The organism is Pseudomonas fjordensis (assembly GCF_976987115.1).
Genome location: NZ_OZ336860.1, coordinates 6,883,383 through 6,903,498, shown reverse-complemented (window position 1 = coordinate 6,903,498; position 20,116 = coordinate 6,883,383). Strand labels below are relative to the sequence as shown.

The window sequence follows — 20,116 nt, the reverse complement described above, 5'->3', positions numbered from 1 at the left end:
GGATATCCCCTAAGTTGAAAGCCGGTGAGGCAAAAACAGCCGCCATTGTAGCGGCCAGCCGTCCACTTATCCACATGTAGGTTGCTCACAGGCCACCCAAAATCAATGCCTTAACCGCAAAAAATGCGACCAGTGGTCTGTGCATAAGCTCTGTGGATAAACCCACCTAAGCTCGTTGTACAAGTGGGGTCGAAAGTCTGTGGGTAACCGGCTTGTGGATAACTGCCTGTTCCACACACAGCTTATCCGATAGCGCAGCACAGGCAGAGCACCGCTTCTCCCCCGTGTTGTCATTCTCTGTACAACACGTAAAACAAGGGCTGAAGGTAGTTATCCACAGATGATCACGCCTCTAGCTTTTATAAGCTTTACAGAAAAGCTTTAAATAACTTCCTTCTTTATTTTTATATCTATGGCATGTCGGATGGAAGCCAAACGGAGAGAAGGGCGTCAGGACCCCGTCGACATCTAATTAAAGGAAAAGCTGGTTGGAAATTGACCTAGAGGCTTGCTTTCTCTAGAATCGCCGGTCTCTTAAAACGGGGGCCATTCCGGCCCGTTGTGGACGAACCAGGTAACAACGCCATGAAACGTACTTTCCAACCAAGCACCATCAAACGCGCCCGTACTCACGGCTTCCGTGCTCGCATGGCTACCAAGAACGGCCGTGCTGTCCTGTCGCGTCGCCGCGCCAAAGGTCGTGCGCGTCTGGCAGTTTGATAATCCGGTACTGGTGGTGAGTCAGGACTTCAGTCGGGAAAAGCGTCTGCTAACCCCCCGGCATTTCAAGGCAGTCTTTGACTCCCCCACCGGCAAGGTTCCGGGGAAAAATCTCCTGCTCCTTGCGCGTAACAACGATCTTGATCACCCCCGTCTCGGGTTGGTGATCGGCAAGAAGAGCGTAAAGCTCTCCGTTGAGCGCAATCGCCTCAAGCGTCTGATGCGCGAATCGTTTCGCCTCCACCAGGACACTCTGGTTGGTTGGGATATTGTTATCGTCGCGCGCAAAGGCTTGGGTGATGTAGAAAACCCCGAATTGATTCAGCATTTCGGCAAGCTCTGGAAACGTTTGGCGCGTACCCACAAGCCAGCACCAGCAGTCAGCACCGAAACTGTAGGGGTAGACAGCCTTGATGCGTAAACTGGCAATCGTTCCGATCCAGTTTTATCGCTATGCCATTAGTCCTCTGATGGCCAGCCACTGTCGTTTCTACCCCAGTTGTTCCTGCTACGCGTTAGAGGCCATAGAAAATCATGGTCTTCTGCGCGGTGGCTGGCTGACCTTTCGTCGTTTAGGTCGCTGTCATCCGTGGAATCCCGGTGGTTATGACCCGGTTCCACCTATCCCTACCTCCCGTTCTTCTTCGATGGCCGAGTAATCATGGATATTAAACGCACAATCCTGATCGTCGCCCTGGCAATCGTGTCCTATGTCATGGTCCTTAAATGGAACCAGGACTACGGTCAGGCTGCCCTGCCGACTCAGAATGTTGCTACCAATCAGGCTGCGCCGGCTATTCCGGACACCCCGCTGGGTAACAATGCGTCCGCGAGTGCCGATGTTCCCAGCGCGAATGGCGAGACAAGTGCCCCGTTAGAAACGCCAGTGGTCACCAACAAAGACCTCATCCACGTAAAAACGGATGTGCTCGACCTGGCTATCGACCCACAGGGTGGTGATATCGCACAGCTGAAGCTGCCGCTTTATCCACGTCGCCAAGACCATCCGGATGTGCCGTTCCAACTGTTCGATAACGGCGGTGAACGTACTTATCTGGCGCAAAGCGGCCTGACCGGCACCAATGGTCCGGATGCCCGTGCTACCGGTCGTCCGGTTTATTCGACCGAACAGAAGACTTATCAACTGGCAGACGGCCAGAACCAGTTGAACGTCGACCTGAAATTCAGCCTCGACGGCGTCAACTACATCAAGCGTTTCAGCTTTACCCGCGGTTTGTACGATTTGAAGGTCACTTACCTGATCGACAACACCAGCGACAAAGCCTGGAGTGGCAACCTGTTTGCCCAGCTCAAGCGTGACGCCAGCTCCGATCCGTCTTCCAGCACCGCCACCGGCACCGCGACTTACCTGGGCGCCGCCCTGTGGACAAGTAACGAGCCGTACAAAAAAGTGTCGATGAAAGATATCGACAAGGGCACGCTGAAAGAGACCGTCCAAGGTGGCTGGGTAGCGTGGCTGCAGCACTATTTCGTGACCGCCTGGATCCCGAACAAGGGTGACGCGAACCTGGTTCAAACCCGCAAGGACAGCCAGGGCAACTACATCATTGGCTTCACTGGCCCGGCGTTGACCGTCGCTCCAGGTGCCAAGGCTGAAACCAGCGCTACCCTGTACGCCGGCCCTAAAAGCCAGGCCGTACTGAAAGAGTTGTCCCCAGGTCTGGAACTGACTGTGGATTACGGCTTCCTGTGGTTCATTGCCCAGCCGATCTTCTGGCTGTTGCAACATATCCACAGCATCGTCGGTAACTGGGGCTGGTCGATCATCTTCCTGACCATGCTGATCAAAGGGCTTTTCTTCCCTCTGTCGGCAGCCAGCTACAAATCGATGGCGCGTATGCGTGCCGTGGCCCCGAAACTGGCCGCGCTGAAAGAACAACATGGTGATGACCGGCAAAAAATGTCGCAGGCCATGATGGAGCTGTACAAGAAAGAGAAGATCAACCCGCTGGGTGGATGCTTGCCGATTCTGGTACAGATGCCGGTGTTCCTGTCGCTGTACTGGGTACTCCTGGAAAGCGTAGAAATGCGCCAGGCGCCGTTCATGCTGTGGATAACTGACCTGTCGATCAAAGACCCGTTCTTTATCCTGCCGATCATCATGGGCGCGACCATGTTCATCCAGCAGCGTCTGAACCCAACCCCGCCGGATCCGATGCAGGCCAAGGTAATGAAAATGATGCCAATCATCTTCACCTTCTTCTTCCTGTGGTTCCCTGCTGGCTTGGTACTGTACTGGGTGGTCAACAACGTGTTGTCGATCTCTCAACAGTGGTACATCACACGTAAAATCGAAGCGGCTACCCAAAAAGCCGAGGCGTAATTTACTCTGTGGATAGCCACTCAAGACGCCCCCTAGTGGGGCGTTTTGCTTTCCGTCACTTTTGTTCTGGAACCTGCTGATGAGCGCTCCTCGTGAAACCATCGCTGCTGTCGCCACCGCTCAAGGTCGAGGCGGCGTCGGTATCGTTCGAATTTCCGGGCCGTTGGCGGGCGTGGCAGCCAAGGCTATCAGCGGCCGGGAGCTGAAACCCCGTTATGCCCATTACGGCCAGTTCCTGGATGCCGACCAAAGCGTATTGGACGAGGGTCTGGCCATCTATTTTCCTGGGCCAAACTCGTTCACCGGTGAAGATGTCCTTGAGTTACAAGGGCACGGTGGTCCTGTGGTGTTGGACATGCTGCTGCAGCGCTGCTTGCAATTGGGTTGCCGCCTGGCCAGACCAGGGGAATTCAGCGAACGCGCATTCTTGAACGATAAGCTCGACCTGGCCCAGGCCGAAGCCATCGCCGATTTGATCGAAGCCAGTTCTGCACAGGCTGCACGTAACGCATTGCGTTCATTGCAGGGGGCTTTTTCCCTGCGTGTGCATAACTTGACCGAGCAGTTGATCAGTCTGCGCATCTACGTCGAAGCCGCCATTGATTTTCCGGAAGAAGAAATCGACTTCCTGGCCGATGGCCACGTATTGGCGATGTTGGATAAAGTCCGCGACGAGTTATCCACAGTGCTGCGCGAGGCCGGGCAGGGCGCCTTGCTACGCGATGGTATGACGGTGGTGATTGCCGGCCGGCCCAATGCCGGCAAGTCCAGCCTGCTCAATGCCCTGGCAGGGCGCGAAGCAGCCATCGTCACCGAGATCGCCGGCACTACCCGGGATATCTTGCGTGAACATATCCACATCGACGGTATGCCGCTGCACGTGGTGGACACCGCTGGTCTGCGCGATACCGACGACCAGGTGGAAAAGATCGGCGTGGAACGTGCGCTCAAGGCGATCAGCGAAGCCGATCGTGTGTTGCTGGTGGTGGATGCCACTGCGCCGGAAGCTGTGGATCCTTTTGCCTTGTGGCCCGAATTCCTTGAACAACGGCCAGACCCAGCCAAAGTCACCTTGATCCGTAACAAGGCCGACCTTACGGGGGAAGCCATCGCCCTGGAAACCAGTGAAGATGGCCACGTTACCATCAGCTTGAGCGCGAAATCAGCCGGTGACGGTCTGGAGTTGCTGCGCGAACACCTTAAAGCCTGCATGGGCTACGAACAGACCTCGGAAAGCAGCTTCAGTGCGCGCCGCAGGCACCTGGAAGCGCTGCGTCATGCCAGCGCGGCCTTGGAGCACGGGCGGGCCCAACTGACCTTGGCGGGGGCTGGGGAGCTGCTGGCTGAAGATCTGCGCCAAGCGCAGCAGCTGTTGGGTGAAATCACCGGGGCTTTCAGTTCGGATGACTTGCTGGGGCGGATTTTCTCCAGCTTCTGCATCGGCAAATAGTCAAGTTATCCACAACGACTACCAGTTATAGGACACCGTACCGAGCAAGGTACGGCTGTCGCCCCAATAGCAACGCCCTGCATCGTTGCAACCAGATACATATTCCTTGTCGAACAGGTTCTTGGCGTTCAGGTCCACCGACCAGTGTGGGTTGATCTGATAACCCAGTGCCGCATCCACCAAGGTGACGCTTCCTGCATCCAGCTTGCCGTAGAGCGTCGGCGCCGTGTAGGCAAAGGTACTGTCGAAATAACGTACACCGCCGCCCAGGGAGAAACCCTTGAGTTGGCCATCCAGGAAGCGATATTTACCCCACACCGAAGCCTGATTACGCGGCACGCCCGTCATTTGACGGCCTTCCACCAGCGAGGTGGCCGAATCCTTGGTTATCCGGGCGTCGGTGTAGGTATAGGCCGCCGTCACGTTGAAGTTGGCGCTGATGTTGCTGTTGACCTCGACTTCCACGCCCTTGGCACGACTTTCACCGACTTGGCGATAGCTGTTGGTGGTGGCATCCAGGTAGGTATCGTCCTGCTTGCGCAGGTCATACACCGACACGGTCATCGCCGTATCCCAGCCGATCGGTTCGTACTTAACGCCCACTTCGTATTGGCTGCTGGTGATCGGTTTCAACGGCGAGCCGGCATTGGAGATCTGCTGCACGGGGACAAATGCGGTGGAATAGCTGACATACGGCGTAAGGCCGTTGTCGAACTGGTACATCACCCCGCCCTGGTAGGTGAATTTACGATCCTGTGAGTTGATATTGCTTGATGGCTGGACCTTGTCGCGGTAGTCGCTGTCGACCCAGTCCTGGCGGCCGCCGAGCAGAAAGAGCCAATGGTCGTATTGGCTCTGGACCTGCGCATAAACGCCTTTCATCTGCTGTTCAAGCAAGGTGTTTTGCACCGCCAGTGGAGTGAGCGGGTCACGCAGGTACACCGGGTTATACACATCGATGGTGCCGGCGAAACCCGCATCCCAGTCTTGATTGAACGAGGTTCGGTCATAGCTGGCTCCCAATAGCACCGTGTTTTCGAGGCCGCCCACCTGGAACTTGCCTTCGAGCTGGTTATCCAGGGAATAGACCATCGATTTGTTGTAGCGGTCGTAGGCGTTCATGTTCAGCCGGGTGCCGAAGCCGCCGTTATTGAGTGTGCCTGGCCAGGTTTCATGCCGGTTGATACGCGACTGCATATAGCGCGAGTTCTGACGGAACTGCCAATCGTCATTGAAGCTGTGGCTGAACTCATAGCCGGTGCTCCACGCTTCGCGTTCAAAGGTGTTCCAGTCCGGGTTGCCCAGCAGGGTGTGTTTGGACAGCTTGCCGTTGGGATTTGTAAGCAGAGTGCCGGCTGCGGGTAGGCCGAGTTCCAGGTTGGTATGGTCTTTCTGGTAGTTGGCCAGCAGCGTCAGGGTGTTGTAGTCGTCGAAGTTCAGGGTCAGGGATGGCGCGATATACAGACGATCGTCCGGGACGTGATCGGTCTGTGTGTCGGATTTACGCCCCAGCATCACCACTCGGCCCAGGATATTGTCACTGTTGTTGAGCGGGCCCGAGATATCCACACCCAACTGGCGTCGATTGTTCGAACCATAACTCACCTGCACCTCGCCCTGCGGGGTTGCAGTCGGGTGTTTACTCACCAGGTTAACCAGGCCGCCGGGTGCGTTTTCGCCATAGAGCAAGGAAGATGGGCCGCGGAAAATCTCGACCCGTTCCAGGCCGTAGGGTTCGCTGGTGGTGTCGTATCGATTGCCTTGAACTCGCAGGCCATCTCGCAGCAGGCCGTAGCCGTAATCGGTGGCGTTGAAACCGCGAATGAAAAACAGATCGCCTGCCAAGCCGTCGCCGGCCGCGAACGGTGGGGCGAAGATCCCCGGTACGTAGCCCAACACTTCTGTCAGGGTCTGGGATTTCTGATCCTTGATACGCTGGCCAGTGACAACGGACACCGAACGCGGAGTCTCGGACAGCGGTGTGCTGGTCTTGGTGCCGATGCGGCTGTTCTGAGCCTTGTAGCCTACATCCCCGCCGATCTCTTGATTGAAACCGCCCTGTTGATAAGCGCTCACGGTGGTAGGTGCCAAAGTCAGTTGGCCAGCAGGTGCCGCCTGTAATACATAGCTGCCGGGAGCCTGTGCGACCGCCTGCAGGCCCGAGTTCTGCAGCAGCAGCGCAAAGCCCTGGTCCACCGAGTAATCACCTTGCAGCCCTGGCGAATTCAAACGCGCGGTTTGCTGGGGGGAGAAGGACAGAATCACATTGGCCCTGGCGGCAAACTGGCTCAAGGCCTTGTCCAGAGGCCCAGCGGCAATTGCAAAGTGTTGCGTTGCGTTGGCGGCCATGACGGCGGTGGATAACAACACACCGGTCGTCGCGGTGATGAGCTGCAGACCGTAGGTCATACCATGGCAGGAAAGCCGTTTGCGGAGCGGGGTGGGAAGGCGCATAGGTGAGTAAGCCCTGAAGGTAGCGTCGTGATTACCTGTAGGGCCGCGCCAGGTCAAAAAAAGATAACCCCTCTGTGGATTATTTTTTCGGTCAGCCTATTCGGGTGACCGACACCCAATAGCGCGTAAAGTATTTCACTTGAATCGGCAGGCTCGCTTGCAGGTTAGCGAGGACGGCATCGGTTGAGTCCAGACGGAAGGTACCGGAAACACGCAGGCCCGCAGACGCTTGGTCGCAGTGCAAGACGCCCGGCCGATAGCGCGCCAACTCATCGATAACGTCTCCCAGCCGAGCATCGAGCACGATCAGTTGCCCATCGAGCCAGGCTGTCTGTACACCGCCATACCCCTGGGTAGGGCGCACATCGTACCGATCAAACTCTGCGCTCTCACCCGCACCAAGGATTCGGTGACGTTCGGGTTGGTCGCCTGGGGACACTTCAACCCGCTCTTCCAAGACGCCAACCCGCGTGGCGTCCGGCAGTTGGCGCACAGTAAACCGAGTGCCCAGCGCCTGGACCCGGCCTTGGCGAGTCTCTACATAAAACGGTAAGTGCCCACCCCGTTTGCCGGTGTGGATAAGTACTTCACCCTCGCGTAAACGAATCAAACGTTGGCGCCCGTCAAATGCCACATCGATAGCGGTATGAGTATTGAGATTGATCTGCGTGCCATCCGCCAGCTCGATGCGTTGCCTCTGGCCCACCGACGTCCGGTAATCAGCCCATACGTTACGCAGCGACGTATGTTGCTGAACGTTCCAACCCAGATAGCCACTGCCGCCGAGCACCAGCATCCACTTGAGTACCTGGCGCCGCTGTTGCGTGGTGGATAACGCGCGGCGCGTGAGGTCAGGGGGCAGGGCACCGAGGCTGCGCTGCAACTGCTCCATCTGGTTCCAGGCCGCCTGATGGGACGGGTCACGATTAAGCCACTGCTGCCAGGCTTGATGTTGTTCGGGCGTCGGTGGTTGCGACTGGAATTGCACATACCAACTGGCAGCGGCCTCGAATGTCTTGCGGTCGGGGCTGGCCATTACCGGCTGGCCATGAGCAGGGAGCACTCGGTGAGGGCGCGGATCATGTGTTTCTTCACGGTGGTCAGCGATACCTGCAGTTGATCGGCGATCTGTTGATAAGTCAGCCCTTCAATCTGTGCCAGCATGAAAATTCGCCGTGCCCGCTCACCCAGCCCAGACAGCGCTTTATCCACAGCCACCAGGGTTTCGATGATGATTGCCTTGTCTTCCTCACTGATAGCCGTGGCTTCAGGACGCTCTGCCAGGGCCTGCCTGTAGGCCTGTTCGACGGCATGCCGGCGATAGCGGTCGATCACCAGGCCTCTTGCGATGGTCGCCAGATAGTCCCTTGGTTCACGGATCTGCGCTGCGTGACGTCCACCGAGCATGCGCACGAACGTATCGTGGGCCACATCGGCTGCATCGCTGGCGTTATGCAATTTCCCCTTGAGCCACCCGCGCAGCCACGAATGATGTTGCTCATAGATGTGCTGGACCGCTGCGGTATGTGAAGAGGGAGGCATAGGCGCGACAAGGTAGGTTAATGATAATCGCTATTATTAACTGGCCCAGTGTTTTCCCACAATAGATCTCTTTTTGTCCTACCCAGGATTAATTCCTAGCATTGTCGTGGACGAAATCTGGCGTTTCTGTGGATTAAGCCCTGTGAATAACCGCTCCTGAGCCCAGTTGATAACAAGGCCTGAAACCTGAGTAAAAACCCGTCTGTGGATAACCACTCGTTTAATCCACAGGCTTAAAGCACTTATCCAAGGGCCTCATTGGCAGATGATCACAGTGTTTTGAATCGCTGTACACATTGAAAATAAAGGGCTGTAGAGATCTATCCACAGAAAACTGGCTCAGTATAAATAAACATAAAAACAAAGATTTAATAAATTTCTCTCTTTTAATTTCTATTGTCTGTGATTCATCCACAGCTGGTTAAATTTTGTGCAAAGGGTTCTTTAGGAAGGGCTAAGTCCCTATACTTGCCCGCAAAGCTCTAAAACCCTTTCAACAAACAATTCCTGATTACCTACATAAGCAGGCACGAGGTGCGTGGTGGATTTCCCTTCCCGTTTTGAAGTGATCGTCATCGGCGGCGGTCATGCCGGTACCGAGGCAGCACTGGCGTCAGCACGCATGGGCGTAAAAACCCTGTTGTTGACGCATAACGTGGAAACCCTCGGTGCCATGAGTTGCAACCCCGCGATTGGCGGGATTGGCAAAAGCCATCTGGTCAAGGAAATCGATGCCCTTGGCGGCGTGATGGCCATGGCCACCGACAAAGGTGGCATTCAGTTTCGTGTGCTCAACAGCCGCAAAGGCCCGGCCGTGCGGGCAACCCGTGCCCAGGCCGACCGTATTCTGTACAAGGCTGCGGTACGTGAAACCCTGGAAAACCAGCCTAACCTGTGGATATTTCAGCAGGCAGCCGATGACCTGATCGTCGAACAGGACCAGGTACGCGGTGTCGTCACTCAAATGGGCCTGCGTTTCTTCGCAGAATCCGTCGTACTGACCACCGGCACTTTCCTGGGTGGGCTTATCCACATCGGCATGCAAAACTATTCCGGTGGTCGCGCTGGTGACCCGCCGTCGATTGCTCTGGCAAAACGCCTGCGGGAATTGCCACTGCGTGTCGGTCGCCTGAAAACCGGAACCCCGCCACGTATTGACGGGCGTTCTGTGGATTTTTCGATGATGACCGAACAAGCCGGCGATACGCCGATTCCGGTCATGTCGTTCATGGGCTCCAAGGAACAGCATCCAAAACAGGTCAGTTGCTGGATAACCCACACCAATGCGCGTACTCACGAAATCATTGCTGCGAACCTTGATCGTTCGCCGATGTATTCCGGGGTGATCGAAGGCATTGGCCCGCGTTATTGCCCGTCGATCGAAGACAAGATCCACCGCTTTGCCGACAAGGAAAGCCACCAGGTCTTTATCGAGCCGGAAGGGTTGACCACCCACGAGCTGTATCCGAACGGAATTTCGACTTCGCTGCCGTTCGACGTGCAAATCCAGATCGTGCAGTCGATTCGCGGTATGGAAAACGCGCACATCGTGCGTCCGGGCTACGCCATCGAGTACGACTACTTCGACCCGCGCGACCTGAAATACAGCCTGGAAACCAAAGTGATTGGCGGGCTGTTCTTCGCCGGCCAAATCAACGGCACCACCGGTTATGAAGAAGCCGGTGCCCAAGGTTTGCTGGCCGGGACCAACGCAGCGTTGCGTGCACAGGGCAAAGACAGCTGGTGCCCGCGACGCGATGAAGCCTACATCGGCGTATTGGTCGATGACCTGATTACCCTGGGTACCCAGGAACCGTACCGGATGTTCACTTCTCGGGCGGAATACCGTCTGATCCTGCGCGAAGACAACGCCGATCTGCGCTTGACCGAAAAAGGTCGCGAGCTGGGCCTGGTTGATGACGCCCGTTGGGCGGCCTTATGCAAAAAACGCGAAAGCATTGCGCTCGAAGAACAGCGTCTGAAAAGTACCTGGGTTCGCCCGGGCACGGAGCAGGGCGACGCCATTGCAGAAAAATTCGGCACGCCGCTGACCCATGAGTACAACTTGCTCAACCTGCTTTCCCGTCCGGAAATCGACTACGCTGGTTTGGTCGAAGTGACTGGCCAGGGCGCAGAAGACCCACAGGTTGCCGAACAGGTTGAAATCAAGACCAAATACGCAGGCTACATTGATCGCCAGCAGGACGAGATCGCCCGGCTGCGCGCCAGTGAAGACACCAAGCTGCCTGTGGATATCGACTACACCGGGATTTCCGGTTTGTCGAAAGAAATCCAAAGCAAGCTGGGGATAACTCGGCCGGAAACCCTCGGGCAGGCTTCACGTATCCCTGGCGTCACGCCGGCAGCCATCTCGCTGTTGATGATTCATTTGAAAAAACGCGGCGCGGGCCGTCAGTTGGAGCAAAGCGCTTGAGTTCGTTGGTCACCTCGCAACACGCCGAAGAGTTATCCACAGGAGCGCGCCAGTTGGGCGTGGCCCTGACCGAAGCCCAGCATGAGTTACTGCTGGGCTATCTGGCCTTATTGATCAAATGGAACAAGGCTTACAACCTGACCGCCGTGCGTGACCCCGACGAGATGGTGTCGCGGCATTTGCTCGACAGCCTCAGCGTGATGCCGTTTATCGAAAACGGCCGCTGGCTCGACGTCGGCAGTGGCGGCGGCATGCCTGGCATTCCGTTGGCGATCCTGTTTCCGCAGGCCCACGTGACCTGCCTGGACAGCAACGGCAAGAAAACCCGCTTCCTGACCCAGGTCAAACTCGAACTCAAGCTGGATAACCTGCAAGTTATCCACAGTCGTGTCGAAGCGTTCACGCCTGAACTGCCGTTCAACGGGATCGTGTCCCGGGCATTCAGCAGCATGGAGAACTTCAGCAACTGGACGCGCCACCTGGGCGACCGTGACACCCGCTGGCTGGCAATGAAGGGCGTTCATCCAAGCGACGAGCTGTTAGCATTGCCGGCAGACTTCCACCTCGATAGCGAACACGCCTTGGCCGTACCTGGTTGCCAAGGCCAACGCCATCTGCTGATACTGCGCCGCACGGCATGATTGGGAACACAAGCAAGAATGGCTAAGGTATTCGCGATAGCGAACCAGAAAGGTGGCGTGGGTAAAACCACCACCTGTATCAACCTCGCAGCATCCCTGGTCGCGACCAAGCGTCGGGTGCTGCTGATCGATCTCGATCCACAGGGTAACGCCACCATGGGGAGCGGTGTGGATAAACACGGCCTGGAAAACTCGGTCTACGATTTGCTGATTGGCGAATGCGACCTGGCCCAGGCCATGCACTATTCCGAGCACGGCGGTTACCAACTGCTGCCGGCCAACCGAGATCTGACCGCAGCGGAAGTGGTGCTGCTGGAAATGCAGATGAAAGAAAGCCGTCTGCGCAGCGCCCTGGCGCCCATTCGCGACAACTACGATTACATCTTGATCGACTGCCCACCGTCGCTGTCGATGCTCACGCTTAACGCCCTGGTAGCCGCCGATGGGGTGATTATCCCCATGCAGTGCGAGTACTACGCGTTGGAAGGCCTGAGCGACCTTGTGGATAACATCAAGCGCATTGCCGAGTTGCTCAACCCGAAACTGCAGATCGAAGGCTTGTTGCGGACCATGTTCGACCCGCGCCTGAGCCTGATGAACGATGTGTCGGCGCAGCTCAAGGAACACTTCGGTGACCAGCTGTACGACACCGTGATTCCACGCAACATCCGCCTGGCCGAAGCGCCAAGCTACGGCATGCCCGCGCTGGCGTACGACAAATCCTCGCGTGGTGCCATTGCCTACCTGGCATTGGCCGGCGAGATGGTTCGCCGTCAACGCCGCAATTCACGTACCGCTGCAGCCCAGCCAACTTAAGGAACCCCCATGGCCGTCAAGAAACGAGGTCTCGGACGTGGACTGGATGCACTGTTGAGTGGTCCGACCGTCACATCGCTTGAAGAACAAGCGGTGCAGGCCGACGAGCGCGAGCTGCAGCACTTGCCGCTGGACTTGATCCAGCGCGGCAAATACCAGCCACGTCGGGACATGGACCCCCAGGCCCTGGAAGAACTGTCCAACTCGATCAAGGCCCAGGGCGTGATGCAGCCCATCGTGGTGCGCCCCATTGGCGGTGGCCGCTTTGAGATCATCGCCGGTGAGCGCCGCTGGCGTGCCAGCCAGCAGGCCGGCAAGGAAACCATCCCGGCCATGGTGCGCGATGTGCCGGATGAAACCGCGATCGCCATGGCGTTGATCGAGAATATCCAGCGTGAAGACCTCAACCCGATCGAAGAAGCGATTGCGTTGCAGCGTTTGCAGCAGGAATTCCAGCTCACCCAGCAGCAAGTGGCCGAGGCAGTGGGCAAGTCCCGCGTCACCGTGTCCAACTTGTTGCGTTTGATCGCGCTGCCGGAAGTGATCAAGACCATGTTGTCCCACGGCGACCTGGAAATGGGCCATGCCCGTGCGTTGCTCGGTTTACCCGAAAATCAACAGGTTGAAGGGGCGCGACACGTTGTCGCACGAGGCCTGACCGTACGTCAGACCGAAGCGCTGGTGCGCCAGTGGCTCAGCGGCAAACCTGCACCGGTCGAAACCGCCAAACCTGATCCGGATATCGCCCGACTCGAGCAGCGCCTGGCCGAGCGCCTGGGCTCTGCGGTGCAAATTCGTCACGGCAAGAAGGGCAAAGGGCAATTGGTCATCGGATATAACTCCCTTGACGAGCTTCAAGGCGTCCTTGCCCACATCCGCTGAAACATTTGCTTATGTAGCGCGTGATCGGAAATCACTACCCGACAGTTGAATAGGGGCTGAACCGCCCCTATACTCTGCGCGCATTTTGTCGGCACAAATTATGCCAAGTTATTGATTTCCGGCAGCCGACCATTGAGGAGCAAGAGTGATGGAAACCCGCACGCCAAACACGTTGCCGTTCCATCGCTTGGCTGTTTTTCCGGTTCTACTGGCTCAATTTGTCATTTTGCTGATCGCCGCATTGGCGCTTTGGTATTGGCATGGAGTCGTAGCCGGGTATTCAGGACTCTGCGGAGGCCTGATAGCCTTGCTGCCCAATATGTATTTTGCTCACAGGGCCTTTCGGTTTTCCGGCGCCCGAGCAGCCCAGGCTATCGTCCGGTCTTTTTATGCCGGCGAGGCGGGGAAACTGATTTTGACGGCAGTGCTGTTTGCACTGACCTTTGCAGGTGTGAAGCCATTGGCGCCGCTGGCTGTATTCGGCGTCTTCGTGTTGACCCAACTGGTCAGCTGGTTCGCTCCCCTGCTAATGAAAACAAGACTTTCGAAACCTTAGGGCGTTTGAGGCAACCATGGCAGAAACAACCGCTTCGGGCTATATCCAGCACCACTTGCAGAACCTGACCTTCGGTCAGCTTCCTAATGGCGGCTGGGGCTTTGCCCACACCGCAGCAGAAGCCAAAGAAATGGGTTTCTGGGCTTTCCACCTGGACACTCTGGGTTGGTCGGTCGCATTGGGCCTGATCTTCGTTCTGATTTTCCGCATGGCGGCAAAGAAGGCGACTTCCGGTCAGCCAGGTGCTTTGCAGAACTTCGTTGAAGTATTGGTCGAATTCGTCGATGGCAGCGTGAAAGACAGCTTCCATGGCCGTAGCCCGGTGATTGCACCGCTGGCACTGACCATCTTCGTCTGGGTGTTCCTGATGAACGCCGTCGACTTGATTCCGGTGGACTGGATTCCTCAGTTGGCCATGGCGATCTCCGGCGACCCACACATTCCATTCCGCGCCGTATCCACCACTGACCCGAACGCCACACTGGGCATGGCTCTGTCGGTATTCGCGCTGATCATTTTCTACAGCATCAAGGTCAAGGGCATCGGCGGCTTCATCGGCGAACTGACCCTGCACCCGTTCGGCAGCAAGAACATCTTCGTTCAAGCCCTGCTGATCCCGGTGAACTTCCTGCTGGAATTCGTCACCCTGATCGCCAAGCCGATTTCCTTGGCTCTGCGACTGTTCGGCAACATGTATGCCGGCGAGCTGGTGTTCATTCTGATCGCTGTGATGTTCGGCAGCGGCCTGCTCTGGCTTAGCGGCCTGGGCGTAGTTCTGCAGTGGGCGTGGGCTGTGTTCCACATCCTGATCATTACCCTGCAGGCCTTCATCTTCATGATGCTGACCATCGTCTACCTGTCGATGGCGCACGAAGAGAACCATTAAGACCAGTCTCGACTAGTCTGATGTCCTTCCCGGTCAAACGGGAAGGTGGCCCAACAGGGCTATGAAACGATTTGTTTTACCGCTTTAAAATCTAAAAAACCTAAACCATACGACGTAAAAGTCGGGAGGAAAGATGGAAACTGTAGTTGGTCTAACCGCTATCGCTGTTGCACTGTTGATCGGCCTGGGCGCCCTGGGTACTGCCATTGGTTTCGGCCTGCTGGGCGGCAAATTCCTGGAAGGCGCAGCGCGTCAGCCAGAAATGGTCCCAATGCTGCAAGTTAAAATGTTCATCGTCGCCGGCCTGCTCGACGCCGTGACCATGATCGGCGTTGGTATCGCACTGTTCTTCACCTTCGCGAACCCCTTCGTTGGTCAACTCGCTGGCTAATCACTCGACTTTTCGAGTGATTGGGGTGATGGACAACGAATGAGCGAGGTGTTGGCGTGAACATTAATGCAACCCTGATTGGCCAATCCGTTGCGTTCTTCATTTTTGTAGTGTTTTGCATGAAGTTCGTGTGGCCTCCGGTCATCGCGGCTTTGCACGAACGTCAGAAGAAGATCGCGGATGGTTTGGACGCTGCCAGCCGTGCAGCTCGCGACCTGGAGTTGGCCCACGAGAAAGTGGGTCAGCAACTGCGCGAAGCTAAAGCACAGGCAGCCGAGATCATTGAGCAAGCCAAGAAACGCGGTAACCAGATCGTCGAAGAGGCTGTTGAAAAAGCCCGCGTCGAAGCTGACCGTGTGAAGGCTTCGGCTCATGCCGAGATCGAACAGGAACTGAACGGTGTCAAAGACGCGCTGCGTGCCCAACTGGGTGCTCTGGCCGTTGGCGGTGCTGAGAAGATCCTCGGTGCCACAATCGATCAAAACGCGCACGCGGAGCTGGTTAACAAACTGGCTGCTGAAATTTAAGCGAGGGCGATCATGGCAGAACTGACCACGTTGGCCCGACCTTACGCTAAGGCAGCCTTCGAGCACGCCCAGGCCCACCAGCAGCTGGCCTCTTGGTCAGCCATGCTCGGCCTGGCTGCAGCAGTGTCGCAAGACGACACCATGCAGCGCGTGCTCAAGGCCCCGCGCCTGACGAGCGCAGACAAGGCCGCCACTTTTATTGAAGTGTGCGGCGACAAGTTTGATGTGAAGGTGCAGAACTTCATCCACGTCATTGCCGAAAACGACCGTCTCCCGCTATTGCCGGAGATCGCCGCTCTGTTCGACCTGTACAAGGCCGAAGCAGAGAAATCGGTAGACGTTGAAGTGACCAGTGCTTTCGCATTGAACCAAGAACAGCAAGACAAACTCGCCAAGGTTCTCAGTGCACGACTCAATCGGGAAGTGCGCCTGCAAGCTTCGGAGGACGCATCGCTTATTGGTGGTGTTGTTATCCGTGCCGGCGACCTGGTTATCGATGGCTCGATTCGCGGCAAAATCGCGAAACTTGCCGAAGCATTGAAATCTTGAGTTTGAAGGGGCAGCAGAGCAATGCAGCAACTCAATCCTTCCGAAATAAGTGAAATTATCAAGGGCCGCATCGACAAGCTCGATGTGACCTCCCAAGCCCGTAACGAAGGCACTGTCGTCAGCGTATCTGACGGCATCGTGCGGATTCACGGTCTGGCCGACGTCATGTACGGCGAGATGATCGAGTTTCCGGGCGGCGTCTACGGTATGGCCCTCAACCTGGAGCAAGACTCCGTAGGTGCCGTTGTATTGGGCGCGTACACCAGTCTGGCTGAAGGCATGAGCGCCAAGTGCACAGGCCGCATCCTGGAAGTTCCGGTTGGTAAGGAACTGCTGGGTCGCGTTGTCGACGCACTGGGTAACCCTGTTGACGGTAAAGGTCCACTGGGCAACACCGAGACCGACGCGGTCGAGAAAGTTGCTCCAGGCGTGATCTGGCGTAAGTCGGTAGACCAGCCTGTACAGACTGGCTACAAAGCTGTCGATGCCATGATCCCAGTCGGCCGTGGCCAGCGTGAGCTGATCATCGGTGACCGTCAGATCGGTAAGACCGCTCTGGCGATCGACGCGATCATCAACCAGAAAGACAGCGGCATTTTCTGCGTCTACGTAGCCATCGGTCAGAAGCAATCGACCATCGCCAACGTGGTTCGCAAGCTGGAAGAAAACGGCGCCCTGGCCAACACGATCATCGTGGCTGCCAGTGCTTCGGAATCTCCTGCGCTGCAATTCCTGGCACCGTACTCCGGTTGCACCATGGGTGAATTCTTCCGCGACCGCGGTGAAGACGCGCTGATCGTTTATGACGATCTGTCCAAGCAAGCAGTGGCTTACCGCCAGATTTCCCTGCTGCTGCGCCGTCCACCAGGCCGTGAAGCTTACCCAGGCGACGTGTTCTATCTCCACTCCCGTCTGCTGGAGCGCGCATCCCGCGTTTCGGAAGAGTACGTAGAGAAGTTCACCAACGGCGCAGTGACCGGCAAAACCGGTTCCCTGACCGCACTGCCGATCATCGAAACCCAGGCTGGCGACGTTTCCGCGTTCGTTCCGACCAACGTGATTTCCATCACCGACGGTCAGATCTTCTTGGAATCGGCGATGTTCAACTCCGGGATCCGTCCTGCAGTGAACGCCGGTGTTTCGGTATCCCGTGTGGGTGGTGCCGCTCAGACCAAGATCATCAAGAAGCTCTCCGGTGGTATCCGTACCGCTCTGGCTCAGTACCGTGAACTGGCGGCATTCGCCCAGTTCGCTTCTGACCTGGACGAAGCGACCCGTAAGCAACTTGAGCATGGTCAGCGCGTTACCGAGCTGATGAAGCAGAAGCAATACGCCCCAATGTCGATCGCTGACATGGCGTTGTCGCTGTATGCCGCTGAGCGTGGGTTCCTGACCGACGTTGAAATCGCCAAGGTCGGCAGCTTTGAACAAGCGCTGATTGCTTACTTCAACCGCGATCACGCCGAATTGATGGCGAAGATCAACGTGAAGGGTGACTTCAATGACGATATCGACGCTGGCATGAAAGCCGGTATCGAGAAGTTCAAGGCCACCCAAACCTGGTAAGCCGCAGCGGGAGCCGCAAGGCTCCCGCTTGCTAACCTGATAGGTGTTACATGGCAGGCGCAAAAGAGATTCGCAGTAAGATTGCGAGCATCAAAAGCACGCAAAAAATTACCAGCGCCATGGAAAAAGTGGCGGTCAGCAAAATGCGCAAGGCACAAATGCGCATGGCTGCTAGCCGTCCTTATGCGGAGCGTATCCGCCAGGTAATTGGGCATCTGGCCAACGCCAACCCGGAATACCGCCACCCGTTCATGATCGACCGCGCAGTAAAGCGTGTGGGTTATGTGGTAGTGAGCAGTGACCGTGGTTTGTGCGGTGGTCTGAATACCAACCTGTTCAAGGCCCTGGTCAAGGACATGGCGGTAAACCGCGAAAACGGCGTCGAGATTGATCTGTGTGTTGTTGGTAGCAAGGGTGCGGCCTTTTTCCGCAACTTCGGCGGTAACGTCGTTGCAGCTATCAGCCACTTGGGTGAAGAGCCGTCGATCAATGACTTGATCGGCAGTGTGAAGGTGATGCTGGATGCGTACCTGGAAGGCCGTATTGACCGCCTCTCCGTGGTATCCAACAAGTTCATCAACACCATGACCCAGCAGCCAACCGTGGAGCAATTGATTCCACTGGTGGCGACCCCGGATCAGGAACTCAAGCACCACTGGGACTACCTCTACGAACCAGACGCCAAAGAGCTGCTTGACGGCTTGATGGTGCGCTACGTGGAGTCGCAGGTGTACCAGGCGGTGGTCGAGAACAACGCAGCTGAACAAGCGGCGCGGATGATCGCGATGAAAAACGCTACCGATAACGCCGGTGATCTGATCAGCGATTTGCAGCTGATCTACAACAAGGCGCGTCAGGCTGCGATCACCCAAGAGATCTCGGAAATCGTCGGCGGCGCTGCCGCGGTTTAACGGTTCAAATATTCAGAGGATCCAGCTATGAGTAGCGGACGTATCGTTCAAATCATCGGCGCCGTTATCGACGTGGAATTTCCACGCGACAGCGTACCGAGCATCTACAACGCGCTGAAAGTACAAGGCGCGGAAACTACCCTGGAAGTTCAGCAGCAGCTGGGCGACGGCGTAGTTCGTACCATTGCGATGGGTTCCACCGAAGGCTTGAAGCGCGGTCTGGACGTTGTCGACACTGGCGCTGCCATCTCCGTACCGGTCGGTAAAGCGACCCTGGGCCGGATCATGGACGTACTGGGCAACCCGATCGACGAAGCTGGTCCGATTGCCACCGAAGAGCGCTGGGGCATTCACCGCGCAGCACCTTCGTTCGCAGAACAAGCGGGCGGCAACGACCTGCTGGAAACCGGCATCAAGGTTATCGACCTGGTTTGCCCGTTCGCCAAAGGCGGTAAAGTCGGTCTGTTCGGTGGTGCCGGTGTAGGCAAGACCGTAAACATGATGGAACTGATCCGTAACATCGCCATCGAGCACAGCGGTTATTCCGTGTTCGCAGGTGTGGGTGAGCGTACTCGTGAGGGTAACGACTTCTACCACGAGATGAAGGACTCCAACGTTCTGGACAAAGTGGCACTGGTTTACGGTCAGATGAACGAGCCGCCGGGAAACCGTCTGCGCGTAGCCCTGACTGGCCTGACCATGGCCGAGAAGTTCCGTGACGAAGGTAACGACGTTCTGCTGTTCGTCGACAACATCTACCGTTACACCCTGGCCGGTACTGAAGTATCCGCACTGCTGGGCCGTATGCCTTCGGCAGTAGGTTACCAGCCGACCCTGGCTGAAGAGATGGGCGTTCTGCAAGAACGTATCACTTCGACCAAGGAAGGTTCGATCACCTCGATCCAAGCGGTATACGTACCTGCGGATGACTTGACCGACCCGTCGCCAGCCACCACCTTCGCCCACTTGGACGCCACCGTCGTTCTGTCCCGTGACATCGCTTCCCTGGGTATCTACCCAGCGGTCGATCCACTGGACTCGACTTCGCGTCAGCTGGACCCGAACGTGATCGGCCAGGAGCACTACGACACCGCTCGCGGCGTTCAGTACGTGCTGCAGCGTTACAAAGAACTGAAGGACATCATTGCGATCCTGGGTATGGACGAGCTGTCGGAAGCCGACAAGCAGTTGGTAAACCGTGCTCGTAAGATCCAGCGTTTCTTGTCGCAGCCGTTCTTCGTGGCTGAAGTCTTCACCGGTGCCTCGGGTAAATACGTTTCCCTGAAAGACACCATTGCTGGCTTCAAAGGCATCCTCAACGGTGACTACGACCACCTGCCAGAACAAGCGTTCTACATGGTCGGCGGCATCGAAGAAGCGATCGAGAAAGCCAAGAAACTGTAATCCTGGCGCCCGGAAACGGGCGCTCATCAGGTTGAGGCAATCA

20 protein-coding genes are annotated in these 20,116 nt (G+C 56.8%); 17 read left to right on the top strand and 3 right to left on the bottom strand.

Annotated features, from left to right (window positions below; translation table 11 throughout):
* Window positions 1-585: 585 nt before the first annotated feature.
* The 5 genes from rpmH (at window position 586) to mnmE (ending at window position 4,514) form a co-directional block, all read left to right on the top strand.
* Window positions 586-720 carry a 50S ribosomal protein L34 gene (rpmH, locus tag ACWHXD_RS31745; protein ID WP_003213577.1) on the top strand — a complete coding sequence of 45 codons (135 nt, stop codon included), beginning with the start codon at window positions 586-588 and terminating at the stop codon, window positions 718-720.
* 13 nt (window positions 721-733) lie between these two features.
* Window positions 734-1,141 carry a ribonuclease P protein component gene (gene rnpA, locus ACWHXD_RS31740; protein WP_020302575.1) on the top strand — a complete coding sequence of 136 codons (408 nt, stop codon included), beginning with the start codon at window positions 734-736 and terminating at the stop codon, window positions 1,139-1,141.
* Window positions 1,134-1,379: a membrane protein insertion efficiency factor YidD gene (yidD, locus tag ACWHXD_RS31735; RefSeq protein WP_019816912.1), complete on the top strand. Its 246-nt coding sequence runs from the start codon at window positions 1,134-1,136 to the stop codon at window positions 1,377-1,379. The genes rnpA and yidD overlap by 8 nt, the downstream gene beginning before the upstream one ends.
* A 2-nt stretch (window positions 1,380-1,381) precedes the next feature.
* Window positions 1,382-3,064 carry a membrane protein insertase YidC gene (gene yidC / locus ACWHXD_RS31730; RefSeq protein WP_003195904.1) on the top strand — a complete coding sequence of 561 codons (1,683 nt, stop codon included), beginning with the start codon at window positions 1,382-1,384 and terminating at the stop codon, window positions 3,062-3,064.
* Between the two features lie 79 nt (window positions 3,065-3,143).
* Window positions 3,144-4,514 (top strand): tRNA uridine-5-carboxymethylaminomethyl(34) synthesis GTPase MnmE, encoded by a 1,371-nt coding sequence (gene mnmE, locus ACWHXD_RS31725; protein WP_056790746.1) that lies wholly within the window; start codon window positions 3,144-3,146, stop codon window positions 4,512-4,514.
* Window positions 4,515-4,532: 18 nt separating this feature from the next.
* Here the strand turns inward: mnmE and ACWHXD_RS31720 are convergent, their stop codons facing one another.
* The 3 genes from ACWHXD_RS31720 to ACWHXD_RS31710 form a co-directional block, all read right to left on the bottom strand.
* On the bottom strand, window positions 4,533-6,968 hold the full coding sequence (locus ACWHXD_RS31720; protein ID WP_138762527.1) for a TonB-dependent siderophore receptor: 2,436 nt from the start codon (window positions 6,966-6,968) through the stop codon (window positions 4,533-4,535).
* A 91-nt stretch (window positions 6,969-7,059) separates the two neighbouring features.
* The gene (locus ACWHXD_RS31715; RefSeq protein ID WP_138762528.1) at window positions 7,060-8,004 is read right to left on the bottom strand and encodes a FecR domain-containing protein; all 945 of its coding nucleotides are present in this window, start codon (window positions 8,002-8,004) and stop codon (window positions 7,060-7,062) included.
* Window positions 8,004-8,510, bottom strand: coding sequence for a sigma-70 family RNA polymerase sigma factor (locus tag ACWHXD_RS31710; RefSeq protein ID WP_138762529.1), 507 nt, complete (start codon window positions 8,508-8,510; stop codon window positions 8,004-8,006). The genes ACWHXD_RS31715 and ACWHXD_RS31710 overlap by 1 nt, the downstream gene beginning before the upstream one ends.
* A 541-nt stretch (window positions 8,511-9,051) precedes the next feature.
* Between ACWHXD_RS31710 and mnmG the strand changes: the two genes are divergently transcribed.
* From mnmG to atpD, 12 genes are all read left to right on the top strand, one after another.
* Window positions 9,052-10,944 (top strand): tRNA uridine-5-carboxymethylaminomethyl(34) synthesis enzyme MnmG, encoded by a 1,893-nt coding sequence (mnmG, locus tag ACWHXD_RS31705; protein ID WP_138762530.1) that lies wholly within the window; start codon window positions 9,052-9,054, stop codon window positions 10,942-10,944.
* The gene (gene rsmG / locus ACWHXD_RS31700; protein WP_032894384.1) at window positions 10,941-11,585 is read left to right on the top strand and encodes a 16S rRNA (guanine(527)-N(7))-methyltransferase RsmG; all 645 of its coding nucleotides are present in this window, start codon (window positions 10,941-10,943) and stop codon (window positions 11,583-11,585) included. The genes mnmG and rsmG overlap by 4 nt, the downstream gene beginning before the upstream one ends.
* 18 nt (window positions 11,586-11,603) lie before the next feature.
* A complete protein-coding gene (locus ACWHXD_RS31695; RefSeq protein WP_003195891.1) occupies window positions 11,604-12,401 on the top strand; it encodes a ParA family protein in 798 nt (265 codons plus the stop codon).
* A 9-nt stretch (window positions 12,402-12,410) separates the two neighbouring features.
* Window positions 12,411-13,283 (top strand): ParB/RepB/Spo0J family partition protein, encoded by an 873-nt coding sequence (locus tag ACWHXD_RS31690; RefSeq protein WP_003195890.1) that lies wholly within the window; start codon window positions 12,411-12,413, stop codon window positions 13,281-13,283.
* Window positions 13,284-13,431: 148 nt separating this feature from the next.
* Window positions 13,432-13,839, top strand: a complete 408-nt coding sequence (locus ACWHXD_RS31685) for a F0F1 ATP synthase subunit I (protein ID WP_010565865.1) — start codon at window positions 13,432-13,434, stop codon at window positions 13,837-13,839.
* Window positions 13,840-13,855: 16 nt separating this feature from the next.
* Window positions 13,856-14,725: a F0F1 ATP synthase subunit A gene (gene atpB, locus ACWHXD_RS31680; protein ID WP_003195886.1), complete on the top strand. Its 870-nt coding sequence runs from the start codon at window positions 13,856-13,858 to the stop codon at window positions 14,723-14,725.
* Between the two features lie 133 nt (window positions 14,726-14,858).
* Window positions 14,859-15,116 carry a F0F1 ATP synthase subunit C gene (gene atpE / locus ACWHXD_RS31675; RefSeq protein ID WP_002555987.1) on the top strand — a complete coding sequence of 86 codons (258 nt, stop codon included), beginning with the start codon at window positions 14,859-14,861 and terminating at the stop codon, window positions 15,114-15,116.
* A 56-nt stretch (window positions 15,117-15,172) separates the two neighbouring features.
* Entirely contained in the window at window positions 15,173-15,643 is a 471-nt protein-coding gene (locus ACWHXD_RS31670) for a F0F1 ATP synthase subunit B (protein WP_003195835.1), read from the top strand.
* 12 nt (window positions 15,644-15,655) lie between these two features.
* Window positions 15,656-16,192: a F0F1 ATP synthase subunit delta gene (locus tag ACWHXD_RS31665; protein WP_003195833.1), complete on the top strand. Its 537-nt coding sequence runs from the start codon at window positions 15,656-15,658 to the stop codon at window positions 16,190-16,192.
* 21 nt (window positions 16,193-16,213) lie between these two features.
* Window positions 16,214-17,758 (top strand): F0F1 ATP synthase subunit alpha, encoded by a 1,545-nt coding sequence (gene atpA, locus ACWHXD_RS31660; protein ID WP_003195831.1) that lies wholly within the window; start codon window positions 16,214-16,216, stop codon window positions 17,756-17,758.
* A 50-nt stretch (window positions 17,759-17,808) separates the two neighbouring features.
* The gene (gene atpG / locus ACWHXD_RS31655; RefSeq protein ID WP_003233565.1) at window positions 17,809-18,669 is read left to right on the top strand and encodes a F0F1 ATP synthase subunit gamma; all 861 of its coding nucleotides are present in this window, start codon (window positions 17,809-17,811) and stop codon (window positions 18,667-18,669) included.
* A gap of 27 nt (window positions 18,670-18,696) precedes the next feature.
* A complete protein-coding gene (gene atpD, locus ACWHXD_RS31650) occupies window positions 18,697-20,073 on the top strand; it encodes a F0F1 ATP synthase subunit beta (RefSeq protein ID WP_003195827.1) in 1,377 nt (458 codons plus the stop codon).
* The last annotated feature ends 43 nt before the right edge of the window (window positions 20,074-20,116 follow it).

What these genes read in the sequence shown, in the direction of transcription:
- rpmH (WP_003213577.1), top strand. Translation starts at nt 586, where the DNA reads ATGAAACGTACTTTCCAACCAAGCACCATCAAACGCGCCCGTACTCAC.
- yidD (WP_019816912.1), top strand. Translation starts at nt 1,134, where the DNA reads ATGCGTAAACTGGCAATCGTTCCGATCCAGTTTTATCGCTATGCCATT.
- yidC (WP_003195904.1), top strand. Translation starts at nt 1,382, where the DNA reads ATGGATATTAAACGCACAATCCTGATCGTCGCCCTGGCAATCGTGTCC.
- mnmE (WP_056790746.1), top strand. Translation starts at nt 3,144, where the DNA reads ATGAGCGCTCCTCGTGAAACCATCGCTGCTGTCGCCACCGCTCAAGGT.
- ACWHXD_RS31720 (WP_138762527.1), bottom strand. Translation starts at nt 6,968, where the DNA reads ATGCGCCTTCCCACCCCGCTCCGCAAACGGCTTTCCTGCCATGGTATG.
- ACWHXD_RS31715 (WP_138762528.1), bottom strand. Translation starts at nt 8,004, where the DNA reads ATGGCCAGCCCCGACCGCAAGACATTCGAGGCCGCTGCCAGTTGGTAT.
- ACWHXD_RS31710 (WP_138762529.1), bottom strand. Translation starts at nt 8,510, where the DNA reads ATGCCTCCCTCTTCACATACCGCAGCGGTCCAGCACATCTATGAGCAA.
- ACWHXD_RS31695 (WP_003195891.1), top strand. Translation starts at nt 11,604, where the DNA reads ATGGCTAAGGTATTCGCGATAGCGAACCAGAAAGGTGGCGTGGGTAAA.
- ACWHXD_RS31690 (WP_003195890.1), top strand. Translation starts at nt 12,411, where the DNA reads ATGGCCGTCAAGAAACGAGGTCTCGGACGTGGACTGGATGCACTGTTG.
- ACWHXD_RS31685 (WP_010565865.1), top strand. Translation starts at nt 13,432, where the DNA reads ATGGAAACCCGCACGCCAAACACGTTGCCGTTCCATCGCTTGGCTGTT.
- atpB (WP_003195886.1), top strand. Translation starts at nt 13,856, where the DNA reads ATGGCAGAAACAACCGCTTCGGGCTATATCCAGCACCACTTGCAGAAC.
- atpE (WP_002555987.1), top strand. Translation starts at nt 14,859, where the DNA reads ATGGAAACTGTAGTTGGTCTAACCGCTATCGCTGTTGCACTGTTGATC.
- ACWHXD_RS31665 (WP_003195833.1), top strand. Translation starts at nt 15,656, where the DNA reads ATGGCAGAACTGACCACGTTGGCCCGACCTTACGCTAAGGCAGCCTTC.
- atpA (WP_003195831.1), top strand. Translation starts at nt 16,214, where the DNA reads ATGCAGCAACTCAATCCTTCCGAAATAAGTGAAATTATCAAGGGCCGC.
- atpG (WP_003233565.1), top strand. Translation starts at nt 17,809, where the DNA reads ATGGCAGGCGCAAAAGAGATTCGCAGTAAGATTGCGAGCATCAAAAGC.
- atpD (WP_003195827.1), top strand. Translation starts at nt 18,697, where the DNA reads ATGAGTAGCGGACGTATCGTTCAAATCATCGGCGCCGTTATCGACGTG.